This window comes from Pantoea sp. SS70 (assembly GCF_029866845.1).
Lineage (GTDB): Bacteria > Pseudomonadota > Gammaproteobacteria > Enterobacterales > Enterobacteriaceae > Pantoea > Pantoea leporis.
In genome coordinates this window covers 2,269,258-2,285,676 of record NZ_CP117199.1, presented here as the reverse complement: position 1 = coordinate 2,285,676, position 16,419 = coordinate 2,269,258, and the positions used below count along the sequence as shown (strand labels likewise).

Below are 16,419 nucleotides of genomic sequence, written 5' to 3'. Positions count from 1 at the left end.
CTCCTGCGGTGGGGCAAAAAAGACAAACTGCGGGCGATTCACACAGACAAGGTGGAAAGATAATGCCTTATCAATAGCTTGTCAGCGCTTAATTGCACATTTTTTCATTCTGTGGGGCCGCATCCCATATACAGCTAAATTTGTATGAAAAAACAACAGGAAATGGCGCGAAGTGAGCGGGGCTGCTGCAAAGAAAAAGCCGGTCAGTGACCGGCTAATAAACTTAGGCTTCTGCAGCCTGTTTGTGGAAAAGTTCTCTAAATACCGGATAGATGTCTTCTGGCTCGCGAATATGTTGGATTGCGAAGTTATCAAACATTGCCTGCAGATGTTCATACTCGCGCCATAAGGTCTGGTGCGCGCGACGCGTGATCTCGATATAGCTGTAATAACGCACAACCGGCAGAATATGTTTGGCTAAGATTTCGTGGCAGAGCGGTGAATCATCGGCCCAGTTATCACCATCCGACGCTTGCGCCGCATAGATGTTCCACTGTGACGGGTCATAACGCTCTTTAACCACCTCATCCATCAACTTCAGTGCACTGGAAACAATGGTGCCGCCTGTTTCCTGCGAGTAGAAGAACTCCTGTTCGTCGACCTCTTTGGCTTGAGTGTGATGGCGAATGTACACCACGTCGACGTTCTTGTAGGTACGGCTCAGGAACAGATACAGCAGAATGTAGAAACGCTTCGCCATATCTTTGGTGGCTTGATCCATCGAACCTGACACGTCCATCAGGCAGAACATCACGGCCTGGCTGGAAGGTTCTGGTCGCTTCTCGAAGTTTTTGTAGCGCAGGTCAAAGGTATCGATAAACGGCACGCGGTCGATGCGCGCGCGCAACTCAGCGATCTCTTTACGTAAACGCTCCTCTTCCAGTAACTGCGCCGGTTCGCTGGTTTCCACTTCGGATAGCGTAGCTTCCAGTTCGTTTAACATGCGGCGTTTACCCGCCGTCATCGCCGTACGACGAGCCAGCGAGTTCTGCAGCGAGCGCACCACGCTGATATTAGCCGGCGTACCGTTTGAGGTGTAGCCCGCGCGATGGGTTTTGTACTCGTTTAACTGCCGATGCTGATTCTTGCGCAGGTTCGGCAACGCCAAATCTTCGAACAGAAGATCGAGATATTCATCTTTAGATATCTGGAAGCTGAATTCGTCCTGGCCTTCACCATCCTGACTGGCGTTGCCCTGGCCGCTACCGCCGCTGCCGCCGCCACCTTGCGGACGTTCAATGCGATCGTTTTGCACGAAATGGTCATTCCCAGGATGCACGCGATGGCGACTGCCGCCGCGGCCCTGATGGAAGCTCGGTTCATTGATATCGTCAATTGGAATCGAGACCGATTCGCCGCTCTCGACATCGGTCACCGAACGCTTGTTGATGGCCTCGGAGATCGATTGCTTGATTTGCGACTTATAACGGCGCAGAAAGCGCTGCCGATTGACGGCGCTTTTGTTCTTACCGTTGAGACGCCGATCGATAAAATAGGCCATAAAAATCCCCCAAACTGCATTGCAAGCTTAGGCCGGGAAAACCCGGCCTCCTGTTGCAGCACCGAAGCGCCGCGACGCTTACAGATAACGATTATGAAGATTTACGCACGCGCAGATACCATTCGCACAGCAGGCGTACTTGCTTGCGGGTATAGCCTTTTTCCATCATGCGATCGACAAAATCATCGTGTTTTTTCTGCTCGTCCGTTGAGGTTTTGGTATTGAACGAAATCACCGGCAGCAACTCTTCGGTGTTCGAGAACATTTTCTTCTCGATGACCGTGCGCAGTTTTTCGTAGCTGGTCCAGTTCGGATTGCGTCCGCTATTCTGCGCACGGGCACGCAGCACAAAGTTGACAATCTCGTTACGGAAATCTTTCGGGTTACTGATCCCGGCAGGTTTCTCGATCTTTTCCAGCTCGGCGTTCAGCGATTCGCGGTCAAACAGCTGTCCGGTGTCGGGATCTCGGTACTCTTGATCCTGAATCCAGAAATCAGCGTAGGTGACGTAGCGATCAAAGATGTTTTGACCGTATTCAGAGTAGGACTCCAGATACGCGGTCTGAATCTCTTTACCGATAAACTCGGCGTATTTTGGAATCAAATAGCCTTTCAGGTGCTCCAGATACTTCTCGGCTTGATCCTGAGGGAACTGCTCGCGCTCAATTTGCTGCTCCAGCACGTAGAACAGATGCACCGGGTTGGCCGCTACTTCGGCATGGTCGAAGTTGAACACGCGCGACAGGATTTTAAACGCGAAGCGAGTAGAAAGGCCGTTCATGCCCTCATCAACGCCCGCGTAATCGTGATACTCCTGCCAGGATTTGGCTTTTGGATCGGTATCTTTCAAGCTTTCGCCATCATAAACGCGCATTTTCGAGTAGATGCTGGAGTTTTCCGGCTCTTTCAAACGCGACAGAATCGAGAAGCGGGCCAGGGTTTCCAGCGTGCCCGGCGCGCATGGCGCCGTGGTCAACTCACTGTGATCCAACAGTTTGTTGTAAATCTTGATCTCTTCAGAAACGCGTAGGCAATAAGGCACTTTGACGATGTAAACACGGTCGAGGAAGGCCTCATTGTTTTTGTTATTACGGAAGGTGACCCATTCTGATTCGTTAGAGTGCGCCAGAATGATGCCGTTGAACGGCAGGGCAGAGATCCCTTCGGTACCGTTGTAGTTACCTTCCTGCGTGGCGGTCAGCAGCGGATGCAACACTTTAATCGGTGCTTTAAACATCTCAACGAATTCCATCACGCCTTGGTTTGCGCGGCAAAGGGCACCTGAATAGCCGTATGCGTCAGGATCGTTTTGCGCGTGATTTTCCAGTTTGCGGATATCCACTTTACCAACCAACGCAGAGATATCCTGGTTGTTCTCATCGCCTGGTTCTGTTTTGGCAATCGCTACCTGCTCCAGAATCGACGGCCACACTTTCACCACTTTGAAGCGGGTGATATCGCCGCCAAACTCATGCAGGCGTTTCGCCGCCCAGGGCGACATGATGGTGCCCAGATAACGCCGTGGCACGCCATACTCTTTTTCCAGAATATTGGCGTCTTCCTGCGGGTTAAACAGGCAGAGCGGATGATCGTTTACCGGGCTGCGCTCGCCGTCGGCGCTCAGCACATAGATCGGCACACGCTGCATCAGCGCTTTCAGGCGCTCGGCCAATGAGGATTTACCGCCACCCACCGGGCCCAGTAAGTAAAGGATCTGTTTCTTCTCTTCCAAACCCTGCGCGGCGTGTTTCAGGTAGGAGACGATTTGCTCAATCGCTTCCTCCATACCGTAAAACTCTTCGAAGGCCGGGTAGCGTCCCATGACTCGGTTGGAAAAGATTCGGGAAAGGCGAGGCTCTTGCGCAGTGTCAACCATCACCGGCTCACCGATGGCCATTAATAGTCGCTCGGCAGCGTTGGCGTATGCACTGCGATCCTGTTTACAGATGGCGAGGAATTCCTGCAATGAGAACTCTTCGTCCTTGGCAGCTTCATAACGCTGACGATAGTGATCGAATATATTCATAGCGATGCCCGTCCTTTCGTTTTTAGCACAGGTAAAGGAGCGTAATAAAAGTTTGTAGCAGCTCCCGGAAGATATTCTTTATTGAGTACAGCAACCCTTATGCCAACCTGACGTTTTTTTATCGGGATACACAATTCTTATGGTTACTCTGCTCGTACAAAAAAGTCTCGTCTTACATTTAACTGTAGAAGGCATTCAGAAAACCTGCAGCCACTTTTCTCCTTATTCAGCGATATATCAATAACAAAGTCTCATAAGCACTGAGGCAATCAACCTAAGCCGTGTGAGCGATGAAGCCACTGAGAATATTTCGCTATGCTGGTTAGAGAGCATCATTAAACGTTAACCGATAGCAAAAATTTGGTTAGACTCTGCGTGTGATTGTTATATTAATGGACTGAATAAATTGTGAACCAATTCAAACTTAAAGCGCTTACTCTGGCTATTCCTTGTTATTTTGCGGCGTTCGGCACTCATGCAGAACCCTTATCTCTTGGCGCTTCGGTGATTTATGCGCAGTCACCTTATCGGGGCGGACAAGACCGCTATCTGCCGATTCCGGTGATTAATTATGAAGGTGAAAACTTCTGGTTCCGTAGCCTGCAAGGCGGCTATTACCTGTGGAAAGACCCGCAGAATCAGCTGTCGCTGACGGTGCTGGGATCGCCGCAGCAGTACGATCCGAAAGACAACGATTTGGGTGACATGAAAGCGCTGGATAAGCGCCGTATGACGCTGATGGCCGGCGCCAACTATCGCCACGTTGCCGATTGGGGTATCGTGCGCACCGCTTTGCTGGGTGATGTGCTCAATAACAGCAATGGGTTAATCTGGGATCTCACCTATCTATATCGCTTCGATTTCGGCGCATTCAGCCTGACGCCGGGCATTGGTGCCATGTGGAACAGCGCCAATCAGAACCGTTATTACTACGGTGTTTCATCCCATGAAAGTGCGCGAACCGGCATCGCTGAGTATCATCCAGACGACAGCTGGTCGCCGTATGTCGAGATGAATGCCAGCTACCAAATCAGCGAAAGCTGGAACGCCAGCTTGTCTGGTCGTTACACGCGCTTCGACAGCGAAATTAAAGACAGCCCGATGGTCGATAAGAGTGGCCAGTTCACACTCTGGACCGGCATCAGTTACAGCTTCTGATGATCAAATAAACGCCTCGTGATGAGGCGTTTTTCTTACATTGCACCAATGCAGAGCCCCATATCAGCGCAACAGGAGGAGTGATGAAGACTATCCAATTTCACGGTGAATCAGCTTTACCCGCTATTGGCCAGGGAACCTGGTATATGGGTGAGAATGCAGCGCTGCGCAGCCAGGAAGTGGGCGCACTGCAGGCGGGTTTAGATCTTGGACTTAAGGTTATCGACACGGCGGAAATGTATGCGGAAGGCGCTGCCGAAGAGGTGGTCGGCGAAGCGTTACGCGGCCGTCGCGATCAAGCCTGGCTGGTATCGAAGGTGTATCCATGGAATGCCGGTGAAGTCGATGCTATCGAGGCCTGCGAGCGCAGTCTGCGCCGTCTGCAAACCGATTACCTCGATCTCTACCTGCTGCATTGGCGTGGCAATGTGCCCTTAGAAGAAACCATTCGCGCGATGGAATCCTTGCAGCAGCAGGGCAAAATCCGCCATTGGGGCGTCTCGAACTTTGACCATGACGATATGCTGGAACTGTGGCAAGAGCCCGGCGGCAAATCCTGTTTAACCAATCAGGTGCTGTACCACTTAGCGTCCCGCGGGATCGAGTACGATTTGTTGCCACAGTGTCAGCAGCGCGAGATGCCGATCATGGCCTATTGCCCGTTAGCGCAGGCTGGACGACTGCGACAGGCGCTGTTTGACGATGCGCATCTTCAACAGATTGCACAACAGAAGGGCATCAGCGTGGCGCAAGTGCTATTGGCTTGGGTGATCCGTCAGCAAGGCGTTTTGGCCATTCCTAAAGCCAGCAGCGTTTCACATGTGCAGCAAAACGCGGCCGCGCTTAGCATCAATCTGACTAATGAAGAGCTGAGCATCATTGATCGGGCGTTTCCTGCGCCTCAATCTAAAACTGCGTTAGATGTGGTTTAGCGGCGCAACGGCGCCGCATTTTATTACTTATTAACGATACGAATCGTGGTGCCTAAACGCGCAGGGGATTCGCCCGCGCTTTTTAACGGCTTGCTAATGCGCGCCGTTTCCACGCACACCATGGTTTTATAGCCTTCATTTGGCATGTCCCCCATGCTGCATGATAACTCCGGACCTGGATTCCACGTGACAACGTCACTCTGATAGTGGTGATAGACTTCAATCTGGCGTTTGCCCGCTTTATCGTGAATCACGCTGCAGTCATCCGCTGCGGTGTGAATACGATCCACGCGGTTGGGATAGGTCTGCTTGCCGTCGGATGCGCCAATCGCATTATCGTTAACCTTATCGATAAAGCTGTTACCCAATCCGCTTACTTCGACCTGTGTGATATCCGCAATCTGGAAGTAGCTGTGCAGCGCTGCGGTGGCTTCATAGTCGCCGTAAGCTTCCAACTCAATTTCACAATGCTCAGCAATCCGGAAGCGAGCAAGCAGGGTGAAATCGTGCGGCCAGAGCTTTTTGGTTTGTGCGTTGCTTTCCAGCGTAAAAGTCAGCATTACCGCATCTTCGTTTTCGTCATGGGCGGTCAGCGTCCACGGCATATTGCGTGCAAAACCGTGCGCCGGTTCACCTGCCGGACCAAACCACGGCCAGCAAATCGGCACGCCGCCGCGGATTGCTTTACCTGTGGTAAACGGGGTTTTTTCACTGAGCCAAATCACCGGTTTTTGGCCGCTAGGCTGCCACGAAAGCAGAAGCGCACCTTGCAGGGCAATCGCCGCACGCACTTTAGGATGGCTGATTACCACAATCGGCAAATCATCCTGCTGGCGCTGTGACAGATAAGGGGTGATTTGATTCACTACCGGAAGGGTATAAAGCGTATCTTGCATGGTCAGACCTTCTCTTTTATCCAGTCGAAAAAAAGGGGCGACCGAAGTCACCCCTTGTCCGTTTAGCCGGTTAGCTTACTTAGAAGCAACCAGTGCAATCAGATCGAGAACTTTATGTGAGTAACCAGTTTCGTTATCGTACCAGGAAACCAGTTTCACGAAGTTGTCGTTCAGAGCGATACCTGCTTTAGCATCGAATACTGAAGTCAGGGTTTCGCCGTTGAAGTCGGTAGAAACCACGTCGTCTTCAATGTAGCCCAGAACGCCTTTCATTTTGCCTTCTGACTCAGCTTTGATCACTGCACAAATTTCTTTGTAGGTCGCTGGTTTTTCCAGGCGAACAGTCAGGTCAACAACAGACACGTTTGGAGTAGGAACGCGGAACGCCATACCGGTCAGTTTGCCGTTCAGCTCTGGCAGAACAACGCCAACTGCTTTAGCTGCACCGGTAGAAGATGGGATGATGTTCTGCGCTGCGCCACGGCCGCCGCGCCAGTCTTTGTGAGACGGGCCATCAACGGTTTTCTGCGTCGCGGTGGTTGCGTGAACGGTGGTCATCAGACCTTCAACGATACCGAAGTTGTCGTTGATAACTTTAGCCAGTGGAGCCAGGCAGTTGGTGGTGCAAGACGCGTTAGAAACGATGTCCTGGCCAGCATATTTGTCAAAGTTAGCGCCACGTACGAACATCGGGGTGCTGTCTTTAGATGGACCAGTCAGAACCACTTTCTTCGCGCCAGCGGTGATGTGTTTACGTGCGGTTTCGTCGGTCAGGAAGATACCGGTCGCTTCAGCAACAACGTCAACACCCACTTCGTCCCACTTCAGGTTAGCCGGGTCTTTCTCAGCGGTAACACGGATTTTCTTACCGTTAACAATCAGTGCACCGTCTTTCACTTCTACAGTGCCGTCAAAACGACCGTGAGTAGAGTCATACTTCAGCATGTATGCCATGTAATCGGCGTCGAGCAGATCGTTGATCGCGACGATTTCGATGTCAGAACGCTGCTGCGCAGCACGGAAAACGATGCGACCGATACGGCCAAAACCGTTAATACCTACTTTGATAGTCATATATTCCACCAGCTATTTGTTAGTGAATAAAAGGTTGGCTGTAAAATTACAAAAACCTTACCAGGCGTCAAGCGGAATCGTGTCAATTGTTGCGACAGGTCAATTCCAACACCAGGAATAATTCGTTGCGCAATCGCTTACGCAGCACCCTTATTGCGCGCCTATGTTACGCCGAATGCGGGCTGAAAAGGGATGACTTTTACAAAGGGTGATCGCCATCACAAAATCGTGCTGTGGAACAGATGTCGGAGGCGTTAGCACGAAAAAAGACCCGATGGATGTTGTACGTTTGTTAGAATACTAGTCGATTTTTTCAGAATGACACTCCGGAACTCAAAATGGCTAAAGACACCGCACCCGACGCAAAAATTGCGCAGCTTTCCGAAATGCAGCGCTATGTCACTCAGCATCGTGGAACGGAGCCCCCTTTCTCGGGCGCCTTGCTGCACAACAAGCAGGAAGGGATTTACCACTGCTTAGTTTGTAATTCGCCGCTGTTTCTATCCGAAACCAAATACGATTCAGGCTGTGGCTGGCCAAGTTTCTATCAGCCTTTCAGTGACGACGCCATCCGCTATCTGGAAGATGATTCTCACGGCATGCACCGGGTTGAGATTCGCTGTGGCAACTGTGATGCACATTTGGGACATGTGTTCCCGGATGGCCCACAGCCGAGCGGCGAGCGCTACTGCGTGAACTCCGCCTCGCTAAACTTCACTGATGAGCAGGGCAATCAGCAAGAGGGTTAAGCATGAAACAGGAACTGGAAGCGATGCTGGAGGCGATGACGCCGGAAGTGTACGAGCGGCTCTCCACGGCGGTTGAAATCGGCAAATGGCCAGATGGCGTCGCGCTGACGCCAGAGCAGAAAGAGAATTGTCTGCAGCTGGTGATGTTGTGGCAGGCTCGCCACAATGACGATCCGCAACATATGACCATCAGCAAAGGTGGGGATATGGTGATGAAATCGAAGAAACAGCTGAAAGAAGAGTTCGGCATTGAGCCCGACGTCACGCGCATTAACCTGCACTAAAAATCAAAAGGGCTGGTTCTCACCAGCCCCTTATTTTCAGATTAATACCGCACCTTGTGCTTCCATCTGAGCGAAAGCAATTTCACTGTCATCCGGATTCAGGTTCACACCGCGGCAGCCCTCTTTAACCACCTCCACGTTGTAACCTAACTCCAGCGCATCCAGCACGCTGTATTTGACGCAGTAATCGGTCGCAATACCCAACATCACTAAATTGCTAATGCCGCGCTCGCGCAGCCAGCTGTCGAGTTCTGTCTTGCGTCGATGGCCGTTATCAAAGAAGGCGCTGTAGCTATCCACCTCAACATCGCCCCCTTTATGGAATACGGCATCAATTAGAGAGCGATCGAGATCGGGATGAAAATCCGCCCCGACAGAATTCTCAATACCGTGATCGGGCCACCAGATCTGCGCTAAACCGTTTAATTCGCCGAGCGTGTAGACCGGCTCGCCGGAGATCGAGGCGAAGCTGCCGTGATTGGCTGGATGCCAGTCTTGCAATGCCACCACACATTCACCCCGATCGTGAAACTCACGCGCAAATCGATTGGCGACGGCAACCGTTTGGTCACCCTCACGCACCGCCATTGGGCCGCCGGGGCAAAAATCGTTCTGAATATCGATGATTATCAATGCCCGCTTCATTGGTTTCGCTCCGTATCAATCTTCGGTCAGTTCGCCGCGTAAATTCTGCTGCATTTTGGCACGAATTTCCGCGCTGGTAAGGTTCTGACTCAATAAAAAATGCAGTTTGGTTAATGTGGCCTCAACGGTGAGATCAAAACCGCTGATCACACCCGCATGCTCAAGCGCATTGCCGGTGGCATAGCCGCCCATATTCACTTTGCCGGACATACACTGCGTCAGATTCACCACCACAATGCCGCGATCGCTGGCCTGTTGCAGTTCCGAAAGAAACTCAGCATTTTGCGGCGCGTTGCCAACGCCGTAAGAGCGCAGGATCAAGGCTTTCACCGGTTGACGCAGGAAATTACCCACCACGTCGGCAGAGATACCCGGATAAATCGTTACCACGCCAATCGGCTGTGGTGTTATCGGATGCACAATCAGCTCGCCGTGACCTTGCGGTGCGGGCGGGGTGTTTAACCGGCGGATATGAATACCCGCTTCCAGCAAGGGCGCCAGGTTTGGCGATGCGAAGGCATTAAAGCCGTCAGCATGTGCCTTAGTGGTACGGTTGCCGCGGAACAGCGTGTTATTGAAAAACAGGGCAACTTCACTGATCGGATAATTGGCCGCCACATACAGCGAGTTCAGCAGGTTTTGCTGCCCATCAGAACGCAATTCTGCCAGGGGAATTTGCGAGCCGGTGACAATCACCGGCTTAGCGAGGTTCTCCAGCATAAAGGAGAGCGCCGAAGCGGTGAAGGCCATGGTGTCGGTACCATGCAAAATTACAAAGCCATCGTAACGATCGTAGTTTTGCTTAATATCGTTCGCAATCGATTGCCAATCCTGCGGCGTCATGTCCGAGGAGTCCATCAGCGGCTGATATTCATGGATGGTGAAATCCGGCATTTCAGGCCGATGGAATTCGGGCATGTTTGCCAGCTGCTGTTGCAGATGACCCGATACCGGAATGTAGCCCTGCGCAGAGCGCTGCATCCCGATGGTGCCGCCGGTGTAGGCTACGTAGATATTTTTCTTTTGCATGAAGGAACTCAGACTTGCCGTAAAACGCGCAGTATAAGGGGATTGCGAACGAAAAGCAGCCCGACCAGCGGCCGGGCTGTAAAGATTAGCGTACGTTGCCGCAGTTCAGGCAGAAAGCGTAGCGATTTTGCGGATCGTTGAGGTTATTCAGTAAGCCAGGTTGCTGTTTCATTGCGCTCATTACGTCCAGCATTGGCGCAGGCAGCCAGACTTTCAGCGCAGCCGGCAACACCGCCTGAACCGACGCGTTCATCTGATTCAGCAGCAGATCGATCATGCCCGGATCGTCCTGATACCAGCTCAACTCCGGCTTAGCGACTTTCGCCAGCTCAGCGGCTTTCGCCACGGCATCGTCAAAGTCACCCAACGCATCGACCAAACCATTGGCTTTGGCATCACTACCGGTCCAGACGTGACCCTGCGCAATCGCATTGATCTCCTCAGGCGTTTTGTGACGCGAGGCCGCTACCAGGCCCACGAAGTTACGATAGCCGTTCTCAATGGTCAGCTGCATCAGCTGCTGCACTTCGGTTGGCAGCGCTTTGGTGGTAGCGACGTCCGCTAGCGGCGATGTGGCAACGCCGTCAGTATGCACACCCACCGAACTCAGGCTGTTTTCAACGGTGTTAATCACGCCAAAGATACCGATGGAACCGGTCAGCGTGCTGGGTGCCGCCACGATGTAATCGGCAGGCGTTGAAATCCAGTAACCGCCGGAAGCCGCCATGCCACCCATTGAGACCACCACCGGTTTACCCGCATCGTGGGCTGCCGCCAGCTCTTCACGAATCGCTTCCGATGCCGTGACGCTGCCGCCAGGGCTGTTGACACGCAACACAATGGCTTTGATTTTAGCATCCAGGCGCGCATCGCGGATTTGCGACGCCGTGGTATCACCGCCGACGTTTCCGGCACTCTCTTCACCGTCCATAATCGCACCGCTGGCGAGGATCACGGCGATATTGCCATCCTGGCTCTGCGGCGGCTGTTTAACGGTGTAATCGTAGATACTCACGCTACGGTAATCGTTATTCGCCTTATCCCAGCCGAAGGTTTTCACCAGTTCCTGATCGGCGGCTGCACGCGTATCCAGTACATCCACCAATTTATTATTCAGCGCATATTTCGCGGTATCACCTTGCACCGCTTGCAAGCCGCTAATGATGCCGGCTGCACCTGGGAACAGCTGTTCTGGTGTAATTTGACGATTGGCTGCCACAGTATTCAGGTAATTCTGCCACAGCTGGCCAATCCAGCGCCCATCAGCGTCGCGCGCTTCCGGTGACATATCGTCACGCAGGAACGGCTCAACCGCAGACTTATAAGTGCCTACACGGAATACATGCGAATTAACTTTCAGCTTTTCCAGCAAAGTCTTGTAGTACAGGCCGTTGGTGGCGAAACCGTGTAGATCAACCGTGCCCTGAGGTGAGAGATACACCTTGTTGGCGTAACTGGCGATGTAGTATTGCGCCTGGCTGTAACTGTCGCCGACTGCATAAATAGGTTTGCCGGCGTCACGGAATTCGCGCAGTGCTTTACCCACATATTGCAGCGAAGGTTGATCGCCACCGGCAAAGTCACGCAGCTCCAGCACGATGCCAGTGATGTTTTTATCGGTTTTTGCCTGGCGGATCGCATCGACGACATCGAACAGGGAATTCTCCTGCAGGCGATCGCTATTTGCGCCTAACAGTTGACGGCTGATACGACTCAGACGATTGCTGACGGAAGGTTTATCGACCAGCACTCCACTCAGATCGATTTTCAATGCGCCTTGCTGTACAGGCTCACTGTTGTTGGAACTGGAAACCTGCAGCCAAATCCCGACGCCCGCCAGGATCAAAACAATAAGAAATAAATTAAGAATAAATTCCCGAATAAAATTCAGTACCCGCCAGGTCCAGCGGAACAGACCGGAAATAATTCGCCACAAAGTGCGCATAAACTCTCCATATTCACGTAGCAGGGCAGCCAGCACGCGGTCTGCCCCGATGTCGGGTTCATCCTAAAGAGCGGCGTGCGAAAAGTCAGCAGGAAATCGCGCCAGACTGTTACAAAAGATCGTGCTGTGCCAGGATTAGCCCACGCTTTTTATTCACGGGAGAAGAATAATGGATGCATTGGATTTATTAGTTAATCGCCGCTCGGCGTCTCGTCTGGCAGAACCGGCTCCGGCAGGTGAAGCGTTGCAAAATATTCTGCACGCCGCGATGCGCGCCCCCGATCACGGTACGCTGCAGCCATGGCGTTTCATTATTGTCGAAAATGAGGGGCGCGAGCGCTTTGCTAACTTGCTGGAACAGGCCGCGCGTGACAGCAATCTTGAGCAGAAGGCGATTGACAAAGCAGCCTCCGCGCCTTATCGCGCGCCGATGATCATCACCGTGGTGGCGCATTGTGAAGAGAACGCCAAAGTGCCGCAGTGGGAGCAACTGGCGTCTGCCAGCTGTGCAGTGATGGCGATGCAGATGGCCGCCGTGGCGCAAGGTTTTAATGGCATCTGGCGCAGCGGTCCGTGGACCGATCATCCGTCCGTGCGCGAAGCCTTTGGCTGCCGCGAGCAAGATGCGATTGTCGGTTTCCTCTATCTCGGCACGCCGCAGTTGAAAGCCAACACCACCGTGGTTGCGCCGGACACCGCGCAGTTTGTCAGTTATTTCTGACAGACAATGCTGGACTTTTGCGGCAGGTTAGGCGCCGTTGCAAAGATTGCACAGAGCCTGTGCGAAAGATCGAGGTTAGGTCGTGCAACACTTACTCCCAACTGACAGCCAGGCTAACATAGCGCCTCCTGTTCATCGCATAAGGAAGTCGCCATGAGTGAACCTGTTCGTTTAACGCAATACAGCCACGGTGCGGGTTGTGGGTGCAAGATTTCGCCGCAGGTGTTGGAAACCATTCTGCGCAGTGAGCTCAGCCCGTTTCACGATCCGCAACTGCTGGTTGGCAATGAAACGCGTGATGATGCTGCAGTCTACGATCTCGGCAACGGTACTGCGGTGGTAAGCACCACCGACTTCTTTATGCCGATCGTCGACGATCCTTTTACCTTTGGTCGTATCGCCGCCACTAACGCCATCAGCGATATTTACGCCATGGGCGGGAAACCCATCATGGCGATCGCTATATTAGGCTGGCCGGTGAATCTACTGAGTCCGGAAGTGGCGCAGCAGGTGGTCGAGGGCGGGCGTGCCGCTTGTCAGGCGGCGGGAATCGCCCTGGCGGGCGGTCATTCGATTGATGCGCCAGAGCCGATCTTCGGCCTGGCCGTGACCGGTATCGTCGATGTGGCACGGGTGAAAAAGAACAGCGCGGCGCAGGCCGGTTGTCAGCTTTTCCTCACCAAACCATTAGGCATTGGCATTCTCACTACCGCCGAGAAAAAAGGCCTGCTGCGGCCTGAACACCGTTCGCTGGCTGCCGATGTGATGTGCCAGCTGAATAAAGCCGGAGCGGAGTTCGCCAAACTGGCGGGCATCAGCGCGATGACCGATGTCACCGGTTTTGGCTTGCTCGGCCATTTAAGTGAAATCTGCCAGGGTTCAGGATTGCGTGCCGAAGTGATTGCAGCGCAGGTACCGCGCCTGGCGGGCGTCGATGACTATATCGCTGCGGGAGCGGTGCCCGGTGGCACCAGCCGCAACTTCGCCAGCTATGGCGAGCAGGTTTCACCCTTAGATGATGCCACCCGCGCGTTGCTGTGCGATCCACAAACCTCCGGTGGTCTGCTGGTGGCGGTTCAACCCGGCGCCATTGAGGCATTCCAGCGCTGCGCCTCTGCAGCAGGCGTGCAAGCAACGTCGATTGGCGAACTGTTTGCCGCGAGAGCCGATCGTCCACTGATTACCGTAGTTACCTGACGTTAAGGAACGACGCCATCCATGCGTTTGTTTATTGCCGAAAAACCCAGCTTAGCGCGTGCGATTGCCGACGTGTTGCCAAAACCGCATCGACGCGGAGACGGCTATATTGCCTGCGGGAATGACCAGGTTGTGACCTGGTGTGTTGGGCACCTGCTGGAGCAGGCGCAGCCCGACAGTTATGACAGCCGCTATGCGCGCTGGAATCTGGCTGATTTACCGATTATTCCGGAAAAATGGCGCCTGCAGCCACGTCCATCCGTAGCGAAGCAGTTGAAAGTGATTGAAGGCCTGCTGCAACAAGCCAGCATGGTGGTGCATGCGGGTGACCCCGATCGTGAAGGTCAACTGCTGGTGGATGAAGTGCTGGATTATCTGCAGCTCGCACCAGAGAAACGTAAAGCGGTGCAGCGCTGCCTGATTAACGATCTTAATCCTTCGGCGGTTGAACTTGCGGTTGGGCGCTTACGTGAGAACCGCGAATTCATTCCGCTGTGTGTGTCTGCGTTAGCGCGTGCGCGCGCCGACTGGCTGTACGGCATCAACATGACGCGCGCCTTTACCTTGCTGGGCCGTAACGCCGGTTACGACGGCGTGCTGTCGGTTGGCCGCGTGCAGACGCCGGTGCTGGGTTTAGTGGTGCGCCGCGATGAAGAGATCGAAAACTTTATCCCTAAGGACTATTTCGAAGTTAAAGCGCACATCGTCACGCCAAAAGACGAGCGTTTTGTCGCGACATGGGTGCCAAGCGATGCTTGCGAGCCGTGGCAGGATGAAGAGGGGCGTTTGCTGCATCGTCCGCTGGCGGATCACGTGCTTGAGCGCATTAATGGTAAGCCGGCGCTGGTCACCGGATATAACGACAAACGTGAATCCGATACCGCACCGCTACCATTTTCGCTTTCTGGCCTGCAGATCGAAGCCGGTAAGCGCTTTGGCCTCAGCGCGCAGAACGTACTGGATTGCTGTCAGCGGCTTTATGAAACCCATAAGCTGATCACCTACCCGCGTTCCGATAGCCGCTATCTACCCGATGAGCACTTTGCCGGCCGCCATGCGGTGCTGAACGCCATTCAGGCGCATCAGCCCAATCTGACACCGCCAGCGGATTTCAATCCCGATCAGAAGAACCGCTGCTGGGACGACAAAAAGGTCGATGCGCACCATGCCATCATTCCCACTGCGCGTGCCAGTAAGGTTAATCTGACCGAAAATGAGGCCAATATTTACGGCCTGATCGCCCGCCAGTATTTAATGCAGTTTTGCCCGGATGCGGTGTTCCGCAAATGCGTTATTGATCTTGATATCGGCGGCGGAAAATTTATCGCCAAAGCGCGTTTTCTGGCTGAAGCCGGCTGGCGTGCGCTGCTCGGCAGTAAAGAGCGTGACGAGGAGAACGATGGCACGCCGCTGCCGGTCGTCGCTAAAGGTGATGAGCTGCTGTGCGAGCGCGGCGAAGTGCTGGCGAAGCAGACTCAACCGCCGCGTCCGTTTACCGATGCGACGCTGTTGTCTGCGATGACCGGCATCGCCCGCTTTGTGCAGGATAAAGAATTAAAGAAAGTGCTGCGTGCAACCGATGGTTTAGGTACGGAAGCGACGCGTGCGGGCATTATCGAATTGCTGTTCCGCCGCACTTTCCTGGTGAAAAAAGGCCGCTATATTCATTCGACGGATGCGGGCAGGGCGTTGATCCATGCACTGCCAGAAATGGCCGCCCGGCCCGATATGACGGCGCAATGGGAATCGACGCTTACCCGGATTAGCGAGAAGTCTTGTCGCTATGATGAGTTTATGCAGCCGCTGGTCAGCACCTTGATTGGGCTGATTGGTGAAGCACGCCAGCGACCGTCGTTACAGGCCTTTCGCGGATTGACAGCGCCTGGGGCCAAAAAGAAAGCCAAACCGAAAACGGCTCGTCGCAAAACCAAGGAGACAGAGTGATGCGTTATGCAATGATGTTGCTGGGCGGATTGTTGTTATGCAGCACCTCGGCGCTGGCCAACCGCCAGCCGGAAAACAATCGTATGGGCAATACCGATGTGGTGGTGGATCTGCCGCCAGAAGCTTGGACACAAGGGCAAAACAATCGTCAGAGCAATTGCATGCAGTGCTGTACCTATGAGAACCGCAGTTATTCTGAAGGTGCGGTGGTCAAAGCAGAAGGCGTGTTATTGCAGTGCGGCAGGGATGAGAAGGTATTAGGAACCAATCCGCTTATCTGGAAGATCATCAAATAAAAGCGCGTGGCGCTAGACGCCA

15 protein-coding genes are annotated in these 16,419 nt (G+C 53.4%); 8 read left to right on the top strand and 7 right to left on the bottom strand.

Translation table 11 applies throughout. The features are described from left to right. Nucleotides 1-223: 223 nt before the first annotated feature. Both PO881_RS10605 and yeaG read right to left on the bottom strand, forming a co-directional pair. Nucleotides 224-1,501 carry a YeaH/YhbH family protein gene (locus PO881_RS10605; RefSeq protein ID WP_137385905.1) on the bottom strand — a complete coding sequence of 426 codons (1,278 nt, stop codon included), beginning with the start codon at nt 1,499-1,501 and terminating at the stop codon, nt 224-226. 91 nt (nt 1,502-1,592) lie between these two features. Further along, nucleotides 1,593-3,527, bottom strand: a complete 1,935-nt coding sequence (yeaG, locus tag PO881_RS10600) for a protein kinase YeaG (protein ID WP_008110364.1) — start codon at nt 3,525-3,527, stop codon at nt 1,593-1,595. 408 nt (nt 3,528-3,935) lie between these two features. Between yeaG and PO881_RS10595 the strand changes: the two genes are divergently transcribed. Together PO881_RS10595 and PO881_RS10590 are read left to right on the top strand one after the other, a co-directional pair. Next, nucleotides 3,936-4,685: a MipA/OmpV family protein gene (locus PO881_RS10595; RefSeq protein WP_101764213.1), complete on the top strand. Its 750-nt coding sequence runs from the start codon at nt 3,936-3,938 to the stop codon at nt 4,683-4,685. 80 nt (nt 4,686-4,765) lie between these two features. After that, nucleotides 4,766-5,617: an aldo/keto reductase gene (locus PO881_RS10590; protein ID WP_280171749.1), complete on the top strand. Its 852-nt coding sequence runs from the start codon at nt 4,766-4,768 to the stop codon at nt 5,615-5,617. A 23-nt stretch (nt 5,618-5,640) separates the two neighbouring features. Here PO881_RS10590 and PO881_RS10585 read toward each other — a convergent pair whose 3' ends face one another. After that, a complete protein-coding gene (locus PO881_RS10585) occupies nt 5,641-6,513 on the bottom strand; it encodes a D-hexose-6-phosphate mutarotase (protein ID WP_280171748.1) in 873 nt (290 codons plus the stop codon). Between the two features lie 75 nt (nt 6,514-6,588). Continuing rightward, nucleotides 6,589-7,587, bottom strand: a complete 999-nt coding sequence (gapA, locus tag PO881_RS10580) for a glyceraldehyde-3-phosphate dehydrogenase (RefSeq protein ID WP_007889697.1) — start codon at nt 7,585-7,587, stop codon at nt 6,589-6,591. Between the two features lie 338 nt (nt 7,588-7,925). Here gapA and msrB point away from each other — a divergent pair, with 338 nt between their 5' ends. Together msrB and PO881_RS10570 are read left to right on the top strand one after the other, a co-directional pair. Further along, nucleotides 7,926-8,336, top strand: a complete 411-nt coding sequence (gene msrB, locus PO881_RS10575) for a peptide-methionine (R)-S-oxide reductase MsrB (RefSeq protein ID WP_110866272.1) — start codon at nt 7,926-7,928, stop codon at nt 8,334-8,336. A 2-nt stretch (nt 8,337-8,338) separates the two neighbouring features. Next, on the top strand, nt 8,339-8,620 hold the full coding sequence (locus tag PO881_RS10570) for a DUF1315 family protein (protein WP_101764217.1): 282 nt from the start codon (nt 8,339-8,341) through the stop codon (nt 8,618-8,620). Between the two features lie 36 nt (nt 8,621-8,656). On the opposite strand, the gene pncA is transcribed toward PO881_RS10570, so the two are convergent. The 3 genes from pncA to sppA form a co-directional block, all read right to left on the bottom strand. Beyond that, entirely contained in the window at nt 8,657-9,265 is a 609-nt protein-coding gene (gene pncA, locus PO881_RS10565) for a bifunctional nicotinamidase/pyrazinamidase (RefSeq protein WP_192411706.1), read from the bottom strand. 15 nt (nt 9,266-9,280) lie between these two features. Further along, entirely contained in the window at nt 9,281-10,294 is a 1,014-nt protein-coding gene (ansA, locus tag PO881_RS10560) for an asparaginase (RefSeq protein WP_101764219.1), read from the bottom strand. Between the two features lie 85 nt (nt 10,295-10,379). After that, entirely contained in the window at nt 10,380-12,239 is a 1,860-nt protein-coding gene (gene sppA, locus PO881_RS10555; protein ID WP_277973669.1) for a signal peptide peptidase SppA, read from the bottom strand. Nucleotides 12,240-12,408: 169 nt separating this feature from the next. On the opposite strand from sppA, the gene PO881_RS10550 reads away from it, so the two are divergent. The 4 genes from PO881_RS10550 (at nt 12,409) to PO881_RS10535 (ending at nt 16,397) form a co-directional block, all read left to right on the top strand. After that, a complete protein-coding gene (locus PO881_RS10550; RefSeq protein ID WP_110866269.1) occupies nt 12,409-12,960 on the top strand; it encodes an NAD(P)H nitroreductase in 552 nt (183 codons plus the stop codon). Nucleotides 12,961-13,113: 153 nt separating this feature from the next. Continuing rightward, nucleotides 13,114-14,157, top strand: a complete 1,044-nt coding sequence (selD, locus tag PO881_RS10545; RefSeq protein WP_277973668.1) for a selenide, water dikinase SelD — start codon at nt 13,114-13,116, stop codon at nt 14,155-14,157. Nucleotides 14,158-14,178: 21 nt separating this feature from the next. Then, on the top strand, nt 14,179-16,101 hold the full coding sequence (locus tag PO881_RS10540) for a DNA topoisomerase III (RefSeq protein ID WP_280171747.1): 1,923 nt from the start codon (nt 14,179-14,181) through the stop codon (nt 16,099-16,101). Further along, nucleotides 16,101-16,397 (top strand): YnjH family protein, encoded by a 297-nt coding sequence (locus PO881_RS10535; protein ID WP_137386880.1) that lies wholly within the window; start codon nt 16,101-16,103, stop codon nt 16,395-16,397. The genes PO881_RS10540 and PO881_RS10535 overlap by 1 nt, the downstream gene beginning before the upstream one ends. The last annotated feature ends 22 nt before the right edge of the window (nt 16,398-16,419 follow it).

Excerpts from the sequence above, each read along its gene's own strand:
- sppA (WP_277973669.1), bottom strand. The coding sequence starts at position 12,239 with ATGCGCACTTTGTGGCGAATTATTTCCGGTCTGTTCCGCTGGACCTGG.
- gapA (WP_007889697.1), bottom strand. The coding sequence starts at position 7,587 with ATGACTATCAAAGTAGGTATTAACGGTTTTGGCCGTATCGGTCGCATC.
- PO881_RS10535 (WP_137386880.1), top strand. The coding sequence starts at position 16,101 with ATGCGTTATGCAATGATGTTGCTGGGCGGATTGTTGTTATGCAGCACC.
- selD (WP_277973668.1), top strand. The coding sequence starts at position 13,114 with ATGAGTGAACCTGTTCGTTTAACGCAATACAGCCACGGTGCGGGTTGT.
- PO881_RS10570 (WP_101764217.1), top strand. The coding sequence starts at position 8,339 with ATGAAACAGGAACTGGAAGCGATGCTGGAGGCGATGACGCCGGAAGTG.
- msrB (WP_110866272.1), top strand. The coding sequence starts at position 7,926 with ATGGCTAAAGACACCGCACCCGACGCAAAAATTGCGCAGCTTTCCGAA.
- pncA (WP_192411706.1), bottom strand. The coding sequence starts at position 9,265 with ATGAAGCGGGCATTGATAATCATCGATATTCAGAACGATTTTTGCCCC.
- PO881_RS10605 (WP_137385905.1), bottom strand. The coding sequence starts at position 1,501 with ATGGCCTATTTTATCGATCGGCGTCTCAACGGTAAGAACAAAAGCGCC.
- PO881_RS10540 (WP_280171747.1), top strand. The coding sequence starts at position 14,179 with ATGCGTTTGTTTATTGCCGAAAAACCCAGCTTAGCGCGTGCGATTGCC.
- ansA (WP_101764219.1), bottom strand. The coding sequence starts at position 10,294 with ATGCAAAAGAAAAATATCTACGTAGCCTACACCGGCGGCACCATCGGG.
- PO881_RS10550 (WP_110866269.1), top strand. The coding sequence starts at position 12,409 with ATGGATGCATTGGATTTATTAGTTAATCGCCGCTCGGCGTCTCGTCTG.
- yeaG (WP_008110364.1), bottom strand. The coding sequence starts at position 3,527 with ATGAATATATTCGATCACTATCGTCAGCGTTATGAAGCTGCCAAGGAC.
- PO881_RS10585 (WP_280171748.1), bottom strand. The coding sequence starts at position 6,513 with ATGCAAGATACGCTTTATACCCTTCCGGTAGTGAATCAAATCACCCCT.